This window comes from Leminorella grimontii ATCC 33999 = DSM 5078 (genome assembly GCF_000439085.1).
Classification (GTDB): Bacteria; Pseudomonadota; Gammaproteobacteria; order Enterobacterales; family Enterobacteriaceae; genus Leminorella; species Leminorella grimontii.
This window is the reverse complement of the sequence record NZ_AUUA01000002.1, coordinates 72,444-89,653: the sequence shown is the minus strand read 5'-3', so window position 1 is coordinate 89,653 and position 17,210 is coordinate 72,444. Positions and strand designations below refer to the sequence as shown.

At 54.8% G+C, this 17,210-nt stretch carries 18 protein-coding genes; 13 read left to right on the top strand and 5 right to left on the bottom strand.

Annotation, left to right across the window (positions count from 1 at the left end):
• Positions 1 to 5: 5 nt before the first annotated feature.
• Positions 6 to 632: a lysoplasmalogenase gene (locus tag G544_RS0104830; RefSeq protein WP_027273545.1), complete on the bottom strand. Its 627-nt coding sequence runs from the start codon at positions 630 to 632 to the stop codon at positions 6 to 8.
• Between the two features lie 162 nt (positions 633 to 794).
• Here G544_RS0104830 and G544_RS0104825 point away from each other — a divergent pair, with 162 nt between their 5' ends.
• Positions 795 to 1,115 carry a DUF1820 family protein gene (locus tag G544_RS0104825; protein ID WP_027273544.1) on the top strand — a complete coding sequence of 107 codons (321 nt, stop codon included), beginning with the start codon at positions 795 to 797 and terminating at the stop codon, positions 1,113 to 1,115.
• Positions 1,116 to 1,129: 14 nt separating this feature from the next.
• Here G544_RS0104825 and G544_RS0104820 read toward each other — a convergent pair whose 3' ends face one another.
• Together G544_RS0104820 and rsmD are read right to left on the bottom strand one after the other, a co-directional pair.
• A complete protein-coding gene (locus G544_RS0104820; RefSeq protein WP_027273543.1) occupies positions 1,130 to 1,399 on the bottom strand; it encodes a DUF1145 family protein in 270 nt (89 codons plus the stop codon).
• A gap of 28 nt (positions 1,400 to 1,427) precedes the next feature.
• On the bottom strand, positions 1,428 to 2,015 hold the full coding sequence (gene rsmD, locus G544_RS0104815) for a 16S rRNA (guanine(966)-N(2))-methyltransferase (RefSeq protein WP_027273542.1): 588 nt from the start codon (positions 2,013 to 2,015) through the stop codon (positions 1,428 to 1,430).
• A 254-nt stretch (positions 2,016 to 2,269) separates the two neighbouring features.
• Here rsmD and ftsY point away from each other — a divergent pair, with 254 nt between their 5' ends.
• The 7 genes from ftsY (at position 2,270) to G544_RS0104780 (ending at position 8,737) form a co-directional block, all read left to right on the top strand.
• On the top strand, positions 2,270 to 3,715 hold the full coding sequence (gene ftsY, locus G544_RS0104810) for a signal recognition particle-docking protein FtsY (protein WP_027273541.1): 1,446 nt from the start codon (positions 2,270 to 2,272) through the stop codon (positions 3,713 to 3,715).
• A 6-nt stretch (positions 3,716 to 3,721) separates the two neighbouring features.
• Positions 3,722 to 4,387 (top strand): cell division ATP-binding protein FtsE, encoded by a 666-nt coding sequence (gene ftsE, locus G544_RS0104805; RefSeq protein WP_027273540.1) that lies wholly within the window; start codon positions 3,722 to 3,724, stop codon positions 4,385 to 4,387.
• Entirely contained in the window at positions 4,380 to 5,360 is a 981-nt protein-coding gene (ftsX, locus tag G544_RS0104800; RefSeq protein WP_027273539.1) for a permease-like cell division protein FtsX, read from the top strand. Before ftsE ends, ftsX begins: the two co-directional genes overlap by 8 nt.
• Before the next feature lie 228 nt (positions 5,361 to 5,588).
• Positions 5,589 to 6,446, top strand: coding sequence for an RNA polymerase sigma factor RpoH (gene rpoH / locus G544_RS0104795; protein ID WP_027273538.1), 858 nt, complete (start codon positions 5,589 to 5,591; stop codon positions 6,444 to 6,446).
• A 131-nt stretch (positions 6,447 to 6,577) separates the two neighbouring features.
• Complete coding sequence (gene glpE / locus G544_RS0104790; protein ID WP_027273537.1) at positions 6,578 to 6,901, top strand: thiosulfate sulfurtransferase GlpE; 324 nt, start codon at positions 6,578 to 6,580, stop codon at positions 6,899 to 6,901.
• Between the two features lie 142 nt (positions 6,902 to 7,043).
• Positions 7,044 to 7,883: a rhomboid family intramembrane serine protease GlpG gene (glpG, locus tag G544_RS0104785; protein ID WP_027273536.1), complete on the top strand. Its 840-nt coding sequence runs from the start codon at positions 7,044 to 7,046 to the stop codon at positions 7,881 to 7,883.
• A 92-nt stretch (positions 7,884 to 7,975) separates the two neighbouring features.
• The gene (locus G544_RS0104780) at positions 7,976 to 8,737 is read left to right on the top strand and encodes a DeoR/GlpR family transcriptional regulator (protein WP_027273535.1); all 762 of its coding nucleotides are present in this window, start codon (positions 7,976 to 7,978) and stop codon (positions 8,735 to 8,737) included.
• Between the two features lie 82 nt (positions 8,738 to 8,819).
• On the opposite strand, the gene G544_RS19940 is transcribed toward G544_RS0104780, so the two are convergent.
• Positions 8,820 to 9,386 (bottom strand): glycine zipper 2TM domain-containing protein, encoded by a 567-nt coding sequence (locus G544_RS19940; protein ID WP_051155575.1) that lies wholly within the window; start codon positions 9,384 to 9,386, stop codon positions 8,820 to 8,822.
• Between the two features lie 217 nt (positions 9,387 to 9,603).
• Here G544_RS19940 and glpD point away from each other — a divergent pair, with 217 nt between their 5' ends.
• Positions 9,604 to 11,109: a glycerol-3-phosphate dehydrogenase gene (gene glpD / locus G544_RS0104770; RefSeq protein WP_027273534.1), complete on the top strand. Its 1,506-nt coding sequence runs from the start codon at positions 9,604 to 9,606 to the stop codon at positions 11,107 to 11,109.
• A 245-nt stretch (positions 11,110 to 11,354) separates the two neighbouring features.
• Positions 11,355 to 11,885, top strand: coding sequence for a MarR family winged helix-turn-helix transcriptional regulator (locus G544_RS0104765; RefSeq protein WP_027273533.1), 531 nt, complete (start codon positions 11,355 to 11,357; stop codon positions 11,883 to 11,885).
• A 64-nt stretch (positions 11,886 to 11,949) separates the two neighbouring features.
• Here G544_RS0104765 and G544_RS0104760 read toward each other — a convergent pair whose 3' ends face one another.
• Positions 11,950 to 12,873, bottom strand: coding sequence for a DMT family transporter (locus G544_RS0104760; RefSeq protein WP_027273532.1), 924 nt, complete (start codon positions 12,871 to 12,873; stop codon positions 11,950 to 11,952).
• Positions 12,874 to 13,103: 230 nt separating this feature from the next.
• Here G544_RS0104760 and dcuC point away from each other — a divergent pair, with 230 nt between their 5' ends.
• From dcuC to G544_RS0104745, 3 genes are all read left to right on the top strand, one after another.
• Positions 13,104 to 14,471 (top strand): C4-dicarboxylate transporter DcuC, encoded by a 1,368-nt coding sequence (dcuC, locus tag G544_RS0104755; protein ID WP_027273531.1) that lies wholly within the window; start codon positions 13,104 to 13,106, stop codon positions 14,469 to 14,471.
• A gap of 28 nt (positions 14,472 to 14,499) precedes the next feature.
• Positions 14,500 to 15,774, top strand: a complete 1,275-nt coding sequence (locus G544_RS0104750) for an amidohydrolase (RefSeq protein WP_027273530.1) — start codon at positions 14,500 to 14,502, stop codon at positions 15,772 to 15,774.
• An 81-nt stretch (positions 15,775 to 15,855) separates the two neighbouring features.
• On the top strand, positions 15,856 to 16,908 hold the full coding sequence (locus tag G544_RS0104745) for an asparaginase (protein WP_027273529.1): 1,053 nt from the start codon (positions 15,856 to 15,858) through the stop codon (positions 16,906 to 16,908).
• The last annotated feature ends 302 nt before the right edge of the window (positions 16,909 to 17,210 follow it).

The window sequence follows — 17,210 nt, the reverse complement described above, 5'->3', positions numbered from 1 at the left end:
CAGCGTCAGATATGCAGCGATCTGACGATCGTAAAGTGGCCTAAAAAGTAGCACACCGCAATGGCCGCATTGGCGGCTTTAAACGGCACGTAGTATTTGTTCGTCAGCCATAAAAGGGCCGAGAGCAGCAGCAAAACGCTGCCGATAAGCTGGCTAAACGCCATATCGTCCGGCTTGGCCAAGTAGCCCCCCGCCGTTACCCAAACCATAATTAGCGTAATCGCCAGATAGGTAGCGACGGGCCAGCGCATCTCGGCTAATCGATTCCAAAGCAGCGCCAGCGCAGCCAGGCCGATGGCCAGCAGGACAACGATCGGCGGCCAGTAAAAGCTTAAGCTGAGCGACGAAGCGAAGCAGAGCGTGTAGGCCAGATGGGAGATAAACAGCGCGCCGACGGTGTATAGCGTCCGCTCCTGAGAAAACGCCTGTATGACGTCCGCCGTCAGGCTGGCCAGTATCCCTACCAGAATAAGGTAGTTAAAGTTTGTCAGCTCGGGTGACTGCCATGCCCACAGCAGCATCAACAGCATCGTGACGGGTTTAAACGCCCAGCGCTGCCAGCGGGGGCCGCGATAGGCGGCGTCGACATAAATCCAACCGGAAAAAATAACGGCTAAAAGAGGCCAGCTCATAGTGTGAAATCCCTCTATTTAGAATGTTTCAAGTGTAGGCAGAACCCGTTGATTAAACAATCTTTAATCCCCATCTCCCTTAGTGCAGTCGCATTCCCTTGGTAGTTATGTTAATTTCTGGAAAGTCTGAATCCTTAAGCATTTGTGAGATAAAGCAACGTCATGAGTGAAGAAAGGCCGCTGTACCGCATTCAGTTTATAAATAACGGCAAAAACTATCAGCTATACGTGCGAGAGCTTACGCAAAGCTCGCTGTTTGGCTTTATTGAAATCGGCGATTTCGTTTTTGACAGTGAAAACGCTTTACTGGTCGATCCCAGCGAAGAGCGGCTCAAGACGGAGTTTGCGGGCGTTACGCGCAGCTTTATTCCCATGCACTCCGTGATCCGTATCGATGCGGTGGTCAAACAGGGCAGCGCGCGCATTTCCGATTTAGGCGATAACGTTACGCCGTTTCCCTATTTCCCCGGTAGGAAAGGCTAAGGCATCTTCTGCCGTCAGCGGCGTTTTTGTTGATTTTGCTGCCAGGCCAGAAGTTCAAAAACGCCGAACAGCAGGATCCTGATTGACTGAGCTCCGCTCATTTTTTCCCCGTCTTTGGGCAGCGTCGACTTGAGCAGCGCCAGCTGTAGCCCGTGCATAAACAGCGTAAAGCCCATGGCGACGTACAGGAAGTATTTCAGCGGGCTGGGGAACGGCTGAAACAGGTTGAGGAGTAAGAACCCCCAGACGCCAATCATCATCAGGCGGCCTACGTTGATCACCAGCTGTTTCATCTTCATGTTCTCCCTGCTTTTAGGTTGATAGTGGGCCGCGTTGATAGAGGCGATAAGCGACCTGGCCTGCAATCTTTTCCCGATGCAGGCGCCATTCGGGCGGCGTTTCTATGGCGGCGCTCTCTGACTCGGTTTCTACGTAAATCCAGGCCTCTTCGGCCAGCCAGCCGCGCTGTTCCAGTAAGGCCATCGTTTTGGGGAGCAGCCCCTGGCGAAAGGGCGGGTCAAGAAAGACGACGTCAAACGGCGTCGCATCGCCTTCCAGCCAACTGAGAGCGTTGGTATGAATCACCTGACCGCAGTCTGTATCCAGCAGAGCCAGATTTTTTTGCAGCCCCTGAGCGATAGCGCGTTCGGCTTCCAGCATGATGACCTTCCCCGCATAGCGGGAAAGGGCCTCGAATCCAAGCGAGCCGCTGCCGGCGAAACAGTCCAGACAGCGGGCCTCCTGAATCACCGGCGCCAACCAGTTAAACAGCGTCTCTTTCACCCTGTCGGTCGTCGGCCGAAGGCCCGGGCTGTCAGGGACGGGAAGCTTTCTTCCCCGCCATTTTCCGGCGATGATGCGAATTTGACCGGCCTTAGTGGGTGAACTCTTTTTGCTCATATTTTGCTTATCGCGCGGTAACTTGCCTGAAAACGGTTAATGAAATTGAACCGCTATTATAGCGAGAGCGAGAGAATTTAAAAATGCGCGCTGGTTTGCCTGCACGAGCTCATTTTTTGCGTCCATTTTTCCCGCTTAACGGCATGATTTTGCCCCGTTGGATGTTAAAATAAAGCCGTTTATCGCGCCGGAGAATGATAGACTTGAGAAAAGGCGTAAAAAGTCACAGTTAGCGTGGAGGTTGTGGTTACAGCATGGCGAAAGATAAAAAGCGCGGTTTCTTTTCCTGGTTAGGGCTTGGCCGTCAGGACGAAGAGCGGGAAGAAGAAACGGAAAAGAATGAAGAAGCGTTGTCCGAGCGGGAAGACGAGACTTCTGTAGAAAGCGATGACGCTGAACGCGCGGTAACCGACACGCCTGCCGAAGCTGAGCCGGCCGCTGATTTTACTGATGAAGCTTCAGTGGAAGTCGCTCTCGACGGCGCGAAGCCACATGACGAAGCGGATGAGGTACTCTCGGCTGAAGCCGATGCCGAGCCGGTTTTTCCGGAAGAACCGGAAGAAATAGAAGGCGACGTCGAAAGTGAAGCTGAGCGGATTGAAGAGGCCGAGCTGGCTGCCGACGTTGAAATCGTTGGGCGGGAAGAGCAGGAAGAAGCGCTAAATGAGCCTTTTGACGAACAAGAACTCGACGCGGCCGAAGAGCTGGCGCTTGACGATCTGCAGCAGGAAGAAGGGGCTGAAGAACCAGCTCTGATGCAAGAGCAGGAAAGGCCGACAAAGGAAGGCTTTTTCGCCAGGCTTAAGCGAAGCCTGCTGAAAACCAAGCAGAATCTGGGCTCCGGCTTTATGGGGCTGTTTCGCGGCAAGCGCATTGACGACGAGCTGTTTGAAGAGCTGGAAGAGCAACTGCTGATTGCCGACGTCGGCGTCAACACCACCAGTAAGATCATCGCATCGCTGACCGAACACGCCAGCCGCCGCGACTTAAAGGACGCCGAAGCGCTGTACGATCGCCTGAAAGAAGAGATGTCCCAAATTCTTCAGACCGTCGATAAGCCTCTGGACGTTAGCGGCCATAAGCCGTTTGTTATCCTGATGGTCGGCGTTAACGGCGTTGGAAAAACGACCACTATCGGCAAGCTGGCGCGCCAGTTCCAGGCGCAGGGCAAGTCGGTGATGCTGGCGGCGGGTGACACCTTCCGCGCGGCGGCGGTCGAGCAGCTGCAGGTCTGGGGGCAGCGCAATAATATCCCGGTCATCGCTCAGCATACCGGCGCCGACTCCGCGTCGGTTATTTTCGATGCAATAGAGGCGGCCAAAGCGCGCAACGTCGACGTACTGATCGCCGATACGGCGGGACGCTTACAGAATAAGTCTCACCTGATGGAAGAGCTGAAAAAGATCGTGCGGGTGATGAAGAAGTTAGACGAAGAAGCGCCCCACGAAATTATGCTGACCATCGATGCCAGCACCGGTCAAAATGCCATTAGCCAGACTAAACTGTTTAGTGAAGCCGTCGGCCTGACGGGCATTACGCTCACTAAGCTGGACGGTACGGCGAAGGGCGGCGTTATCTTCTCCGTTGCCGATCAGTTCGGCGTGCCGATCCGCTATATTGGCGTTGGCGAGGGCATCGATGACTTACGGCCTTTCCAGGCCAACGATTTTATTGAGGCGCTTTTCGCTCGAGAGGACTAAGCAACAATGATTCGTTTTGAGCAGGTCAGTAAAGCCTATTTGGGAGGACAGCAGGCGCTGCAGAGCGTCAGCTTCCACCTTCAGCAGGCCGAAATGGCGTTTTTGACCGGCCATTCCGGCGCGGGTAAGAGTACGCTTTTAAAGCTGATTTGCGGCATTGAAAGACCAAGCGCCGGGCATATCTGGTTTTCCGGCCACGACGTGAGCCGCCTAAAGCCGGCGGAAGTGCCCTTCCTGCGTCGCCAAATCGGCATGGTTTTTCAGGACCACAACCTGCTGGCCGATCGAACGGTGTACGACAACGTATCTTTGCCGCTGATTATCTGCGGCGCTGCGCCGGAAGAGATCCGTCGCCGCACGTCGGCCGCGTTGGATAAGGTCGGACTGCTGGACAAGGCGAAGTGTCTCCCTATACAGCTTTCCGGCGGCGAACAGCAGCGGGTCGGTATTGCGCGCGCGGTGGTCAACAAGCCTGCGGTGCTGCTGGCGGATGAGCCTACCGGCAACCTGGACTATGAGCTGTCGGTCGGAATTTTGCGGCTGTTTGAAGAATTTAACCGGGTTGGCGTAACGGTGCTGATGGCGACGCACGACAGGGGGCTTATCGCCAGCCGTTCCTATCGAACGCTGACGCTTTCCCACGGGAGAATGGGAGGCGGCTCCGATGCGTAGTAATAAACCACAGGTGAAAAAGAGCTCTGCTCCCAAGCCAAAAGTCGTCAAGCGCGAGCGAGGCGGGTGGCGCGAGCAGTGGCGCTACGCCTGGCGCAATACCGTTATCGACATGCTGCGCCAGCCGGTGGCGACGCTGATGACGGTGGCGGTTATCGCTATTTCGCTCACGCTGCCGAGCCTCTGCTATCTGGTGTGGAAAAACGTCGGAACCGCTGCGGCCAAGTGGTATCCCACTCCACAGGTTACCGTTTATTTGGAAAAGAGCGTCGGTGACGAAGCGGCCAACGCGTTGGTTGAGCAGATCAAAGCGATGGAGAGCGTAAAAAGCGTCGACTATATGTCGCGCGATAGCGCCCTGAAGGAGTTTCGCGAGTGGTCTGGGTTCGCCTCCGCGCTGGATATGCTTAGCGAAAATCCGCTGCCGGCCCTCATTGTCATAACGCCCAAAGTCGATTCCCTGAACGCGGCGGCGCTCGGTGGCCTGCGGGATACGGTTGCTAAAATGCCCGGCGTCAATGAAGTGAAAACCGACGACAGCTGGTTTTCTCGCCTGTCTGCCCTAACGAAGCTGGTTGGCTCCGTTTCCGTCACGATCGGCGTGCTGATGATAGTGGCGGTGTTTCTCGTTATCGGCAACAGCGTGCGGCTCAATATATTCAGCCGCCGGGATACGATTAGCGTCATGAAGCTTATTGGCGCGACGGACGGATTCATCCTGCGCCCGTTCCTCAACGGCGGCATGCTGCTGGGGCTGTTTGGCGCGGTGCTGTCTTTAATCATGTCGCAGGCGCTGGTGTGGATGCTGGACTCTTCCGTCACGCAGGCGGCCAGCGTGTTTGGCGCACTGTTTTCTATCGACGGTTTAAGCTGGGACGAAAGCCTACTTTTGCTGCTGGTTTCATCAATGATCGGCTGGGGAGCCGCTTGGCTTGCGACGGTGAGACATTTACGCCAGTTTACACCGGGGTAGGTTATTTCTGGTATACTAAAAAATGTGCCTGAAGCCACGGGGTCGTTTAGCTCCAGGGCTTGAAATGAAGGCGCACATTTGCTGATATAACGGTCCGGTTTCTCTAAAGGCGAATGAACTTTTAGGCGAAATTTTGGTCTACATATCGGATGTAGCGGTGAGTAAGGCGGTCCCGCTGCGATGAGATGAAAATCCGTCATGCATGAATTCTTATTTAAGAGGGTTTGAATGACTAAAGAAATGCAAACTTTGGCCCTGGTTCCACAAGGTAGCCTGGAGGCCTATATTCGGGCAGCCAACAGCTATCCGATGCTTACGGCAGATGAGGAACGCGAGCTGGCTGAACGGCTGCATTATCACGGCGATTTGGCGGCAGCGAAGAAGCTTATCCTGTCCCATCTGCGCTTCGTTGTTCACGTCGCTCGTAACTATTCAGGCTACGGCCTGCCTCAGGCCGACCTGATTCAGGAAGGCAACATCGGCCTGATGAAGGCGGTGCGCCGCTTTAATCCGGAAGTGGGCGTAAGGCTGGTTTCCTTCGCCGTGCACTGGATCAAGGCTGAGATCCACGAATACGTTTTACGCAACTGGCGCATTGTTAAAATCGCGACCACCAAGGCGCAGCGCAAGCTGTTCTTTAACCTGCGTAAGTCCAAACAGCGCCTCGGCTGGTTTAACCAGGAAGAGGTTGAGCTGGTGGCCCGCGAGCTGGGCGTTTCAAGCAAAGACGTGCTTGAGATGGAATCTCGCATGGCCGCTCAGGACATGGCCTTTGACGCCTCTCCCGACGACGATAGCGAAAGCAACATCGTCGCGCCGGCAGTGTATCTGGAGGATAAGTCCTCTGACTTCGCCGAAAGCATTGAAGACGAAAACTGGGACAGCGACGCGGCTGATAAGCTGACGCAGGCGCTGAACGGTTTAGACGAGCGCAGTCAGCACATTATCCGCGCCCGCTGGCTGAACAGCGACGACTCAAAGGCCACGCTGCAGGAGCTGGCCGACCGCTACGGCGTCTCCGCCGAACGCGTGCGCCAGTTGGAAAAGAACGCGATGAAGAAGCTTCGCGTCGCCATTGAGGCGTAACCCAAACTCTGCTGAAACAGCGCCGTTTATCGGCGCTTTTTTTATTCTCTTTTTGAAAGGGCTATCGAACCATAGCAACCGAGTAAAAAGCCGCTATAATAGTTGAGTCTTTTACTATGGTATGGCGAGTTATGGAACCTTTTTCTATTATCAGCGTCTCAGACGCTCTTGAACGCCTTCAGCAGGGCGACGCCCTGCTGGTGGATATTCGTGACGCTCAAAGCTTTAACGCCGGCCACGCCCCCGGCGCTTTTCACCTGACGGACGCCAGCCTGAACGGTTTTATGCAAAGCGCCGACTTCGACAGGCCGGTCATGGTCATGTGCTATCACGGCATCAGCAGCCAGGGCGCGGCGCAATACTTGGCGCATCAAGGGTTTGAACGGGTGTATAGCGTTGAGGGCGGATTTGAGTCATGGGCGCGCAGCTTTCCTGAAAACGTAGTTTCATCCTGACGGCGCGTTTACTTTCCTACACATTCTTATCCTGATAATCCCTCATCGCGGCGGCGCTATTGTGATAAATTAACCTTTTTAGAGGTGAGGGCTCTCGCTCAGCGAGGCCCTGACGACCTGCAACCGTGTAGAGTGAGTCTGGATGATTCTACTGACCGTTTTTTCTAACGCCCGTGCGGCGCAGGCCTTTGCCGACTATATGGCGACGCAGAACGTCGAAATGGAAGTTCGCCAGCAGCCGCAGCGCGCTGAGCTGTGGTTGCTCAACGATAGCGACGAATCAAAGGCGCGCCGGGCGCTTGAACACTTTATTCACTATCCCGACGATCCGCGCTATATGGCTGCCAGCTGGGAGTCAGGAACGACCAACGCCGATATTCACTATCAGCGTACGCCGATGCTTCCTTCCCTACGTCAGCAGGCCGGACCGCTGACGGTTTCGGTGATCGCTATTTGTGCGGTAGTTTACCTTCTGATGCAGCTATTCGGCGACGACACGCTGATGGCGTTTTTGGCCTATCCTGTGGATAGCAGCCAGTATCTTGAGGTATGGCGCTGGGTGACCCATGCGTTTTTACACTTTTCTCTGCTGCACATTCTTTTTAACCTCGTCTGGTGGTGGTATCTCGGCGGCCCGCTGGAAAAGCGCCTGGGGACGGGGAAGCTGTTGGAAATCACGCTGCTATCGGCTGTGCTGTCCGGCTATGGGCAGGCGGTGTTTAGCGGCAACCTGTTCGGCGGCCTGTCGGGCGTGGTCTATGCGCTGATGGGATACTGTTGGCTGTCGGGGGAGCGGGCTCCGGAAAGGGGCGTCTCTATGCAGCGCTCCCTGATGGCGTTCGCGGTAGTCTGGTTACTGGCGGGATATTTTGATATGTTCGGATTTTCCATTGCCAATGCGGCCCACGTCGGCGGCCTGGCCGTGGGTCTGGCGCTGGCCTGGTGGGATACGCGGCCGTCTAAAAGGCGCCAGGGGCGCTAGGCGCGTTAATGGGCATGTGTATAATGGGCGCAGTACGGTTAGCCACAATAATAACAAGGGCGCATCAGGATTAGCGTATTTAGGATCTCAAAGTGAAACAAACACAGCGACATGAGTCCATTATTGATTTAGTTCGTAAGCACGGTTACGTCAGTACCGAAGAGCTGGTGGAGCACTTCGGCGTGAGTCCGCAGACCATTCGTCGCGACTTGAACGAGTTGGCGGAGCAGCATAAGATTCAGCGCCATCACGGCGGCGCGGCGCTGCCTTCAAGCTCTGCCGTTAACGCGGCCTATCACGATCGTAAGGTGATGTGGTTTGAAGAAAAGGCCCGCATCGCCGAGCGCGTCGCCAGCCACATTCCCGACGGCGCGACGCTGTTTATCGATATCGGCACTACGCCGGAAGCGGTGGCCCATGCCCTGTTGAATCACAAAAACCTGCGCGTGGTGACCAATAACCTGAACGTTGCGACCCTGCTGACGGGGAAGCCCGATTTTCGCCTGATTTTAGCCGGCGGTGAAGTGCGATCGCGCGACGGCGGCATTATTGGCGAAGCGACGCTGGACTTTATTTCCCAGTTCCGACTGGACTACGGCATTCTTGGGATAAGCGGCATTGACGCTGACGGCAGCCTGTTGGAGTTTGATTACCATGAAGTGCGCACCAAGCGCGCCATTATTGAAAATTCCCGCTGTGTGATGCTGGTGACCGACCACTCCAAGTTTGGCCGGAACGCGATGGTTAACCTGGGCAATATGGGCCTGATTGACTATCTGTTTACCGACCAGGAGCCGCCCGATAGCGTGATGAACATCGTGCGGCAGTATGACGTAAAGCTCGAGCTTTGCTGATTTGCTCGCATATATAAAGAAGCAGGCGAGTTCTTCGCCTGCTTTCGAAATTCCCTTTTGTAGGTCAACCCGGTAAAGCCCGCTATGATGAAGCGGCGCTTGCCTGCTTAGGCGCTGGAAGCAGCAGTTGTCCTTTGTCGTCCAGCGGGATTTGGCTGCCGGGCTGCTGGTCCATTCGAACTTTTCCCTGCTGGTCGCCTATTTTATAGGTCACGTCGTAGCCTATCGTTTTTTCAACCTTGTCGTGCTCGGTCTTACAGCGTTTTTCCGTCGTGGTGTAGGTATCGCCATCCTGCAATGCCCCCTGAACCTGATGGCCGGTATAGCCTCCGGCAGCCGCGCCCGCAATGGTGGCAAGCTGCTTTCCGTGGCCGCCGCCGAACTGGTGGCCTATGACGCCGCCAGCGACAGCGCCCAGCAGAGAGCCAGCAATTTTATGCTCGTCACGCACCGGCTTTTTATGGGTGACCGTGACGTCGTGGCACGTTTGCTTTGGCGTGGTGACGGTTTCTTTTACCGGCGTAACGGAAAGCACCTGTGCGTAAGTGGGGCGCGTTTGAAACAGCCCCGGGCCGTTTGACGCAACGGCGGCGATCCCCAGCGCAAGGACAACGCCCGCGCCAAGGCCAATTAGCATGGATTTGTTCACTTACCCCTCCAAACTCGCTCAGTAAGTCGTTTATTAATTGTATAACATGTCCCTAACAAATTCCGGTAACCATGAATTTATTGTGGATATCGTGTTAGTTAGATCACGTTTAAATGTTTTTATTTGGTTAATTTTCTGGCCGTTTGAACATTATTTCGCTAATATGATTTTCGAATACGAACATTTTGCGCTCTTTCGAGCATAATGGGTGGTTGAAATGGACATAAAAGATCTCATCGTTATCGGCGGCGGAATCAATGGTGCTGGCATTGCGGCTGACGCTGCCGGTCGTGGGCTTTCCGTTTTGCTACTGGAAGCTCAGGATCTGGCCTGCGCTACGTCTTCAGCAAGTTCGAAGCTTATTCACGGCGGGCTTCGTTATTTAGAACATTACGAGTTTCGCTTAGTCAGCGAAGCGCTGGCTGAACGCGAAGTTTTACTGCGGCTTGCGCCCCATATCGCTACGCCGCTGCGCTTTCGTTTACCGCATCAGCCTCACCTGCGCCCTGCGTGGATGATTCGCGCCGGCCTGTTTTTGTACGATCACCTGGGTAAGCGCACCAGCCTGCCCGCCAGCCACGGCCTGAAGTTTGGCCCGCAGTCGGTACTAAAGCCAAGTTTGACGCGCGGCTTTGAATACTCTGACTGCTGGGTCGATGATGCCCGTCTGGTGGTATTAAACGCGCTGGAAGTGGTTGAGCGCGGAGGAGAGGTTCGCACCCGCACGCGAGTAACCCGCGCCTGGCGTGAAGAGGGAATTTGGGTCGTTGAAGCGCATGATGAAGCGACGGGCGAAACGCTGACATGGAAAGCCAAAGGGCTGGTGAACGCCACCGGGCCGTGGGTTAAACAGTTTTATGACCAAGGGCTACAGCTCAAGTCGCCGCGCGGCATTCGCCTGATTAAGGGCAGCCACATCGTGGTGCCGAAAGTGCACGATGAGCCGCAGGCCTATATCCTGCAAAACGAAGACAACCGAATTGTGTTCGTCATCCCGTGGCTGGGGGAATTCTCCATTATTGGCACGACCGACGTCGAATATCACGGCGATCCGCGCAGCGTACACATAGATGATAATGAAGTGGGCTATCTGCTGAAGGTTTATAACGACCACTTCAAAAAGCAGCTTACCCGCGATGACATCGCCTGGACCTATTCCGGCGTTCGCCCGCTGTGTGACGATGAATCCGATTCCCCGCAGGCGGTGACCCGCGACTATACGTTGGAAGTCGCAGACGAAGGCGGCAAAGCGCCGCTGCTGTCGGTATTCGGCGGTAAGCTGACGACCTACCGCAAGCTGGCTGAACACGCGCTGGAAAAATTGGCCCACTACTATCCGGGCGTCGGCGGAGCCTGGACAAAGAACGGCGTACTGCCGGGCGGCAATATGGGAACCGATCGCGATAGCTATGCGAAGACGCTTTTGCGCAACCATTCGTGGCTGCCCGAAGAGCTGGCTAGACGCTATGCCCATACCTATGGCTCATTGACCGAAGTGCTGCTTGATAATCGCCACAGCCTTGAGGACATGGGCGAAGCGTTCGGGCACGGCCTGTATGAAGCGGAGCTGGTATATCTGGTTAAGCATGAGTGGGTCAAAGAGCTCGACGACGCCATTTGGCGCCGCACCAAGCTCGGCATGTGGCTGAGTGAAGAGGAGAAGCGTCGCGTGGCCGAGTGGCTGGCGGCGACGGCTAACCGCGGTTCGGCGTTTGCTGAATAGTTGTCTGGTCGACGGTGAAACGTGAAAAGGGGCGAAAGCCCCTTTTTTATGGCGCTTTTCTGCCAGTAGAGCCTCTCCACTCGACATAAACCGCATTGCTTATTGTAAAACGAGATGAAATATAAGCGAAAACGCGGAGGCTAGAGAGCGTGGATCGTTAATCAGTTCATGATAGACTGGGGCGCAGCCTAAGGCGCTAGGCGAATTTTAACTTAAAAACAGGCTTACAAGCCGGGTTTGCGGTGATGACAGAAATAAAACAAGACTCAAATAAAGACTTTGTTGATAAGCTCATTCAGGAGTGGCTGGACGCCGTTCCTTCGCTGGATTTAAGCGGCCTGCCCGTGATTGCGCGGATTGTGCGCATGAGCCACTATATTTCTCAGTTTGTCGACGCAAACTTCGCGCGCTATAACCTCAACGTCGGTGAGTTTGAAGTGCTGGCCGCGCTGGCCCGAAACCCCGACCGCCAGCTGTCGCCAAAAGAGCTGCAAAAGAAAATTCTTATTTCATCGGGCGGGCTGTCTAACCGCATCAATCGCCTTGAGGAAAAGAAATACATCGTCCGGATCCCCGATCCGTCAGACCGGCGAGGCGTGATCGTCAAGATCACCCCCGAGGGCAGGAAGCTGACCCTTGAGGCGGTGGTGACCCACGTGGCTATCGAGAAGGCGCTGATTCAGGGGCTTGATGTCGAAGACAGAGAGCAGCTAGCCGAGCTGTTAAAGAAGCTCATCAAGTCGCAAAAAAGCGAACTCAACGAAAAGAGCGAATAGCTCCGCACCCTCATCATGAAAAAGGCTCACAAACGTGAGCCTTTTATTTTATTAAACCCCTACACTACGCCTTCTGCTGGCTTTCCGAGCGTAATACCAACCACAGCCCGACCAGTATTAGGCATAGCCCGACCGTCGCCAGCAGGTTAACCGCCTCGTGCGCGACGGCGATAGCCAGAATAAACGCAACGATAGGCTCAATAAGGCCCAGCGCGACGCCGGTTGGGGCGCTGATGTGCCTTAAGGCCTGCGTATAGAGCAGATAGGCAACCCCCGTGGTCAACAGCCCCAGATAGAGTATAACGGCTACGCTCATCGGGCTTATCGTCGGCGTACCCGCCAGCGCCCAGGCAATGGGCGTTGCAATAAAAATGGCGGTGGTGAACGTATGCTTTGTGATAGTGAGCGGTGACGAAGTGCTTACCAGCCTTTTGCTGACCAGCGTATAAAGCGCGTAACAGAATCCGGCGCTTAGGCAAATAAGCAGCCCTGTAGCGTTTATCTGCCAGGAGTCGCTTTGTGAAATCACCATCCAGGTTCCGCCCGCCGTGGCGCAAAGCGTACCGAGCCACCAAATTCCAGGCAGGGGCTTTTTCATCCCGATGGCCTGCATGAGCCCGGCCCAAATCGGCGCGCTGCCGATGGTGGTCGCCGTACCTATGGCGATACCCGTTGCCTTTATGCCGGCAAAAAACGCCAGGTTATAAAGCCCCATACACACCCCGGCAATAGCGATAAGCAGCCAGTATTCTTTTCTACCGAGCGTATGGGGCAAATGAATGGCATGGCCGTCTTGGGCTTTTCCGCCGACGGACGCACGATAGAAAAAAAGCAGGTGAAAGAACAAACAGGCTACCATCAGCCTGAATGCCCCTATCCAGTAGGGGGAGGTCGCTCCACGCACGAAGCTTTGCGCCGTCCCCGCCGTTCCCCATAAGAAGGCCGCAGACAGGGCCAACGCGATACCAATAATAGATATTTTTTTCATAATTAATGGTTTTCAATTAGTCGTTTATATCAAAATGAAAGTATCTTCATGCTAAGATACTTCATATAAAGATTCAAGGCGGGTTTTTATCTGAAGAAGATGTCAAGCCAAAACTGATACTGAGGTCAAGGTTTTTAACTTTGTCTATTGCGTGAGCAACGCTGATTGCTGATACTTCGATTTATCTTCATTTGAAGATATTTAATAAGAAGAGTTAACGTGAGGCGGCTATGACTGTAATCATAATCAGTGTAATAGTGCTTGTATTAGCAGGCTATGCAATAGCGAAGAATTACGAAGCGAAGCTTGTCTTGTTTGTTGCCGGTATCGCGCTGATGGTCGGTGCGGCGACTCTGGGGATGCCCGTTTTAGACGTGAAGCAAAGTACGGGAAACGTTTGGCTCGATCCGTTAAAACAGATTCAGTTAGGGTTTATTAAACAGTTTGGCGGAGCCGGCATCATCATCATGGTTCTCTTCGGCTTCTCTTCCTATATGTCGCGCATCGGCGCAAACGACGCGGCGGTTCACCTGGTGTCGAAACCGATTTCGAAAATCCGATCGCCGTACATACTGGTGCCTATCGTATTCTGGCTCGGTAACCTGCTGTCTCTGGTTATCCCGAGCGCGTCTTCTCTGGCGGTTATTTTAATGGCGACGCTGTATCCGATACTGCGGGCGGCAAAGATGTCGTCAATGACGGCCGCCGGAATCATCGCCACGACGGCGACCATTATGCCGACGCCGCTGGGCGGCGATAACGTGGTGGCGGCAAGGCTGCTGGGCTTTGAGCACGTCGTTGATTATGTCACTGTGCACCATGCGGTTATTTCGCTGCCGGTTTTGGTCCTGATGGGAATTGCGCACTATTTCTGGCAGAAATATATGGACAAACGCCAGGGCGAGGCGGCATTCACCGACGTGGATGAGAGCAAGCTTGAAAGCGCGAAGGCGCTTCCACCCGCTTACTATGCACTGTTCCCGCTGGTTCCCCTTATTCTTATCATCGTGCTGGGGCTGTTTTTCCGCCAGATTAAGGTTGGCCTGGTAGAGATAACTCTCTTTTCCTTTGCGCTGGCGTTCGTGACCGAGCTTATCCGCAAGCGCGACGTTAAAGAGCAGATGACGCAGGCGGGCCTGTTCTTCAAAGGCATGGGAGAAGGATTCTCACAGGTGGTGGTGCTTATCGTTGCGGCCGGAACGCTGGTTGCCGGCCTGAATGCGATTGGCATTATCGACATGATTTCCGGCGTAGTGAAAAACGTCGATAACGCCGGCGTTGGCCTGATGTTTATATTCTCCGGCCTTACTGCACTGATTACGTTTATCAGCGGCAGCGGCAACGCGGTGTTCTATTCCTTTATCGAAATCATTCCGTCGATTGCTAATCAGGCCCACGTCGATCCGATAATGGTTGCGCTGCCGATGCAATTCACATCTAACCTGGTTCGCGCCATATCGCCGGTTTCCGCCGTCGTTATCATCGTTGCCTCGGTCGTTAAGGCAAGCCCTATCGACGTCGTGAAAAGAACCGCAGTGCCTTTGGCCGTAGGGACGATAGCTACGTTAATCGCCGCTTTTATTCGCTACGCGCTCTAGTTGGATTACGCAAAATAGGAAAGTAAAGATGACAACGATAGACAACGATACGTTAGTTAAATGGCGGCGTGAGTTTCATCGCTATCCTGAAACGGGCTGGGCTGAATTTGTCACCACCGCCAGGCTTATCGAAAAACTTGAAGCTATGGGGCATACCGTTTTAACCGGTGAAAGTATTATTAATCCCGCCTTCGTTCGCGGGCGTAGCCCGGCCATTGTAGAAAAGGCGAAGCGGGCGGCAAAAGAGCGCGGGATCGATGATGCGCTGCTGGCGCGCATCGGCGACTATACCGGATGCGCCGTGGTGTTTGACACCGGACGTCCTGGCCCGACCGTTGCGTTTCGCTTTGATATTGACTGCGTTAACGTGCAGGAAACCGATCGAAACGAACACGCACCGAATCGGGAGGGCTTTGGCTCAACCAACCCCGGCTATATGCACGCCTGCGGCCATGACGGCCACACGGCGATAGGGCTGGGCGTAGCCCGCTGGCTTGTTGAGAACAGGGACATGCCGTTAAAGGGCGTTATCAAACTTATTTTTCAACCGGCGGAGGAGGGCGTCAGGGGCGCGAGGCCTATCGCCGAGAGCGGTATTCTTGACGACGTCGACTACTTTGCCTGCGGCCATCTCGGCTGTGATATTCCCAGCGGCGTGGTTGTCGCTGCGCCGGAGCGCTATCTCTCCACGCTGAAGATGGATATGCGCTTTAAGGGCAAGGCCGCCCACGCCGGCATGGAGCCGCACGCGGGGAAAAACGCGCTGTTGGCGGCCTGTAACGCAACGGTGCAGATTATGAGCCTGCCGACCCACGGCGAAGGCATGACCCGCGTCAACGTCGGCGTGCTGAAAGCAGGCGAAGGGCGCAACGTCATACCGTCGTTTGCCGAAATGCAGGTCGAAGTGCGCGGAGAAAATGAAAAGATTAATAACTACATGACCGAAGAGGCCCTAAGGCGTGCAAAGGGTGTTGCACAAAGCTTTGACGTCGAGTTGGAAACGGAAGTTATGGGGGAAGCGGTGGATTTCATCCCCGATGACGAGATGACCGCGTACGTGACCGACATTGCGCAAACCGTTCCCGGCGTGAAGGAAGTCCAGCGCACGATGAACTTCAACGGCAGCGAGGACGCAACGCTGTTGATTAAGCGAGTGCAGGCCCACGGCGGCAAGGCGGCCTATTTTGTCGTCGGTTCAGATATTCCAGCCGGGCACCATCAGGCCGAGTTTGATATTGATGAAAAACAGCTGTTTACCGGATTCTCCATTTTTACCGGCCTGCTTAAACGCCTGTCAGCGTGAGAAATGGCAATAGTCGCGGCAAAGCGCCTGCGCTGGCCGCATAGAAAATGGTTTTTCTAACCTATTACGAGGGGTGTGATTATGAAAAAAGCGCTATTGAGCGCGCTGCTGTCCGGCGCGCTGGTTTGTGCCGCTGCGCCCGCGCTGGCGGCGGCCGATGTGGCCAAGCCGAACGTTACCATTTTAGCCACCGGCGGCACGATTGCCGGAAGCTCTGCATCTAACACCGATACCACCGACTACAAGGCGGGGTCGCTGGGCATTGACGTATTGATAAAAGCGGTGCCGGAAATGAGCGACGTCGCAACGGTGAAAGGCGAACAGATTTCCAACACCATCAGCGGAAATATCAGCAGCGAAATATTGTTAACGCTAAGCAAGCGGATAAACGGGCTCCTCGGTAGCGAAGGGCAGCAGGGCGTGGTGGTTACTCACGGTACGGATACCCTTGAGGAAACGGCCTTTTTCCTTGATTTAACGGTAAAAAGCGATAAGCCGGTAGTGCTGGTCGGCGCCATGCGCCCTGCCACGGCCATCAGCGCCGACGGCCCGATGAACCTGCTGGAGGCCGTGACGTTAGCCGCGGATAAAAAGGCGCAGAAGCGCGGCGTGATGGTGGTGCTTAACGATCGCATAGGCTCGGCGTTTTATACCACCAAGACGAACTCAACCACGATAGATACCTTTAAGGCCTATGAGCCGGGCTATCTGGGCGTCTTTGTCAGCGGCAAGCCGAAGTTCTATTACACCCCGGCAAAACCCGTCGACAGCGCCTTCTTTGACGTCAGCAAGCTCGACAGCCTGCCTGCCGTTGAGATCCTATACTCCTATCAGGATCAGCTGCCGGCCATGCTTGACGCCGCCTTAAAGAACGGCGCTAAGGGCATTGTCGTTGCGGGCAGCGGCAACGGCAACGTTTCCAGCAAAATGGAGGAGGCGATTAAACAGCTGAGCGAAAAAGGCATTCCCGTCGTGATGGCGACGAGAGCCGGAGCGGGCTACGTAAGCTCAAAGTCGTTCGCTATCGGTTCAGGCTTCCTCAATCCGCAAAAATCGCGCATTTTACTCCAGCTTGCGCTGGCGAGCGGCGCGGATTTGAAGCAGATTGCGGGATATTTTGATAGTCAGCGCTGATTGGGAATGAATAAATAATAAAGGGAGCCTAGGCTCCCTTTGAGATTGATGACAAAGGTCTTGAATCAAACCAACGGGGTCAAACGGCGGGAGAGGGTGCCGTGGGGGTCGACTTGGCGTAAGCCAACGACAAATCAGTGTAAGCTGATTTGAACAGCGCTTGCGCTGGCCCTGAAAGGGTGAAGCCCGAAGGGCTTCATAACGGCCCGTAGGCAGCCTAGGCCCGCCGCACTCCCAAAGCTAATACAAGCGTCTTTCCGGCCGAACACGATGGTTATATAGGTAGATTGCATTTTCGGCCG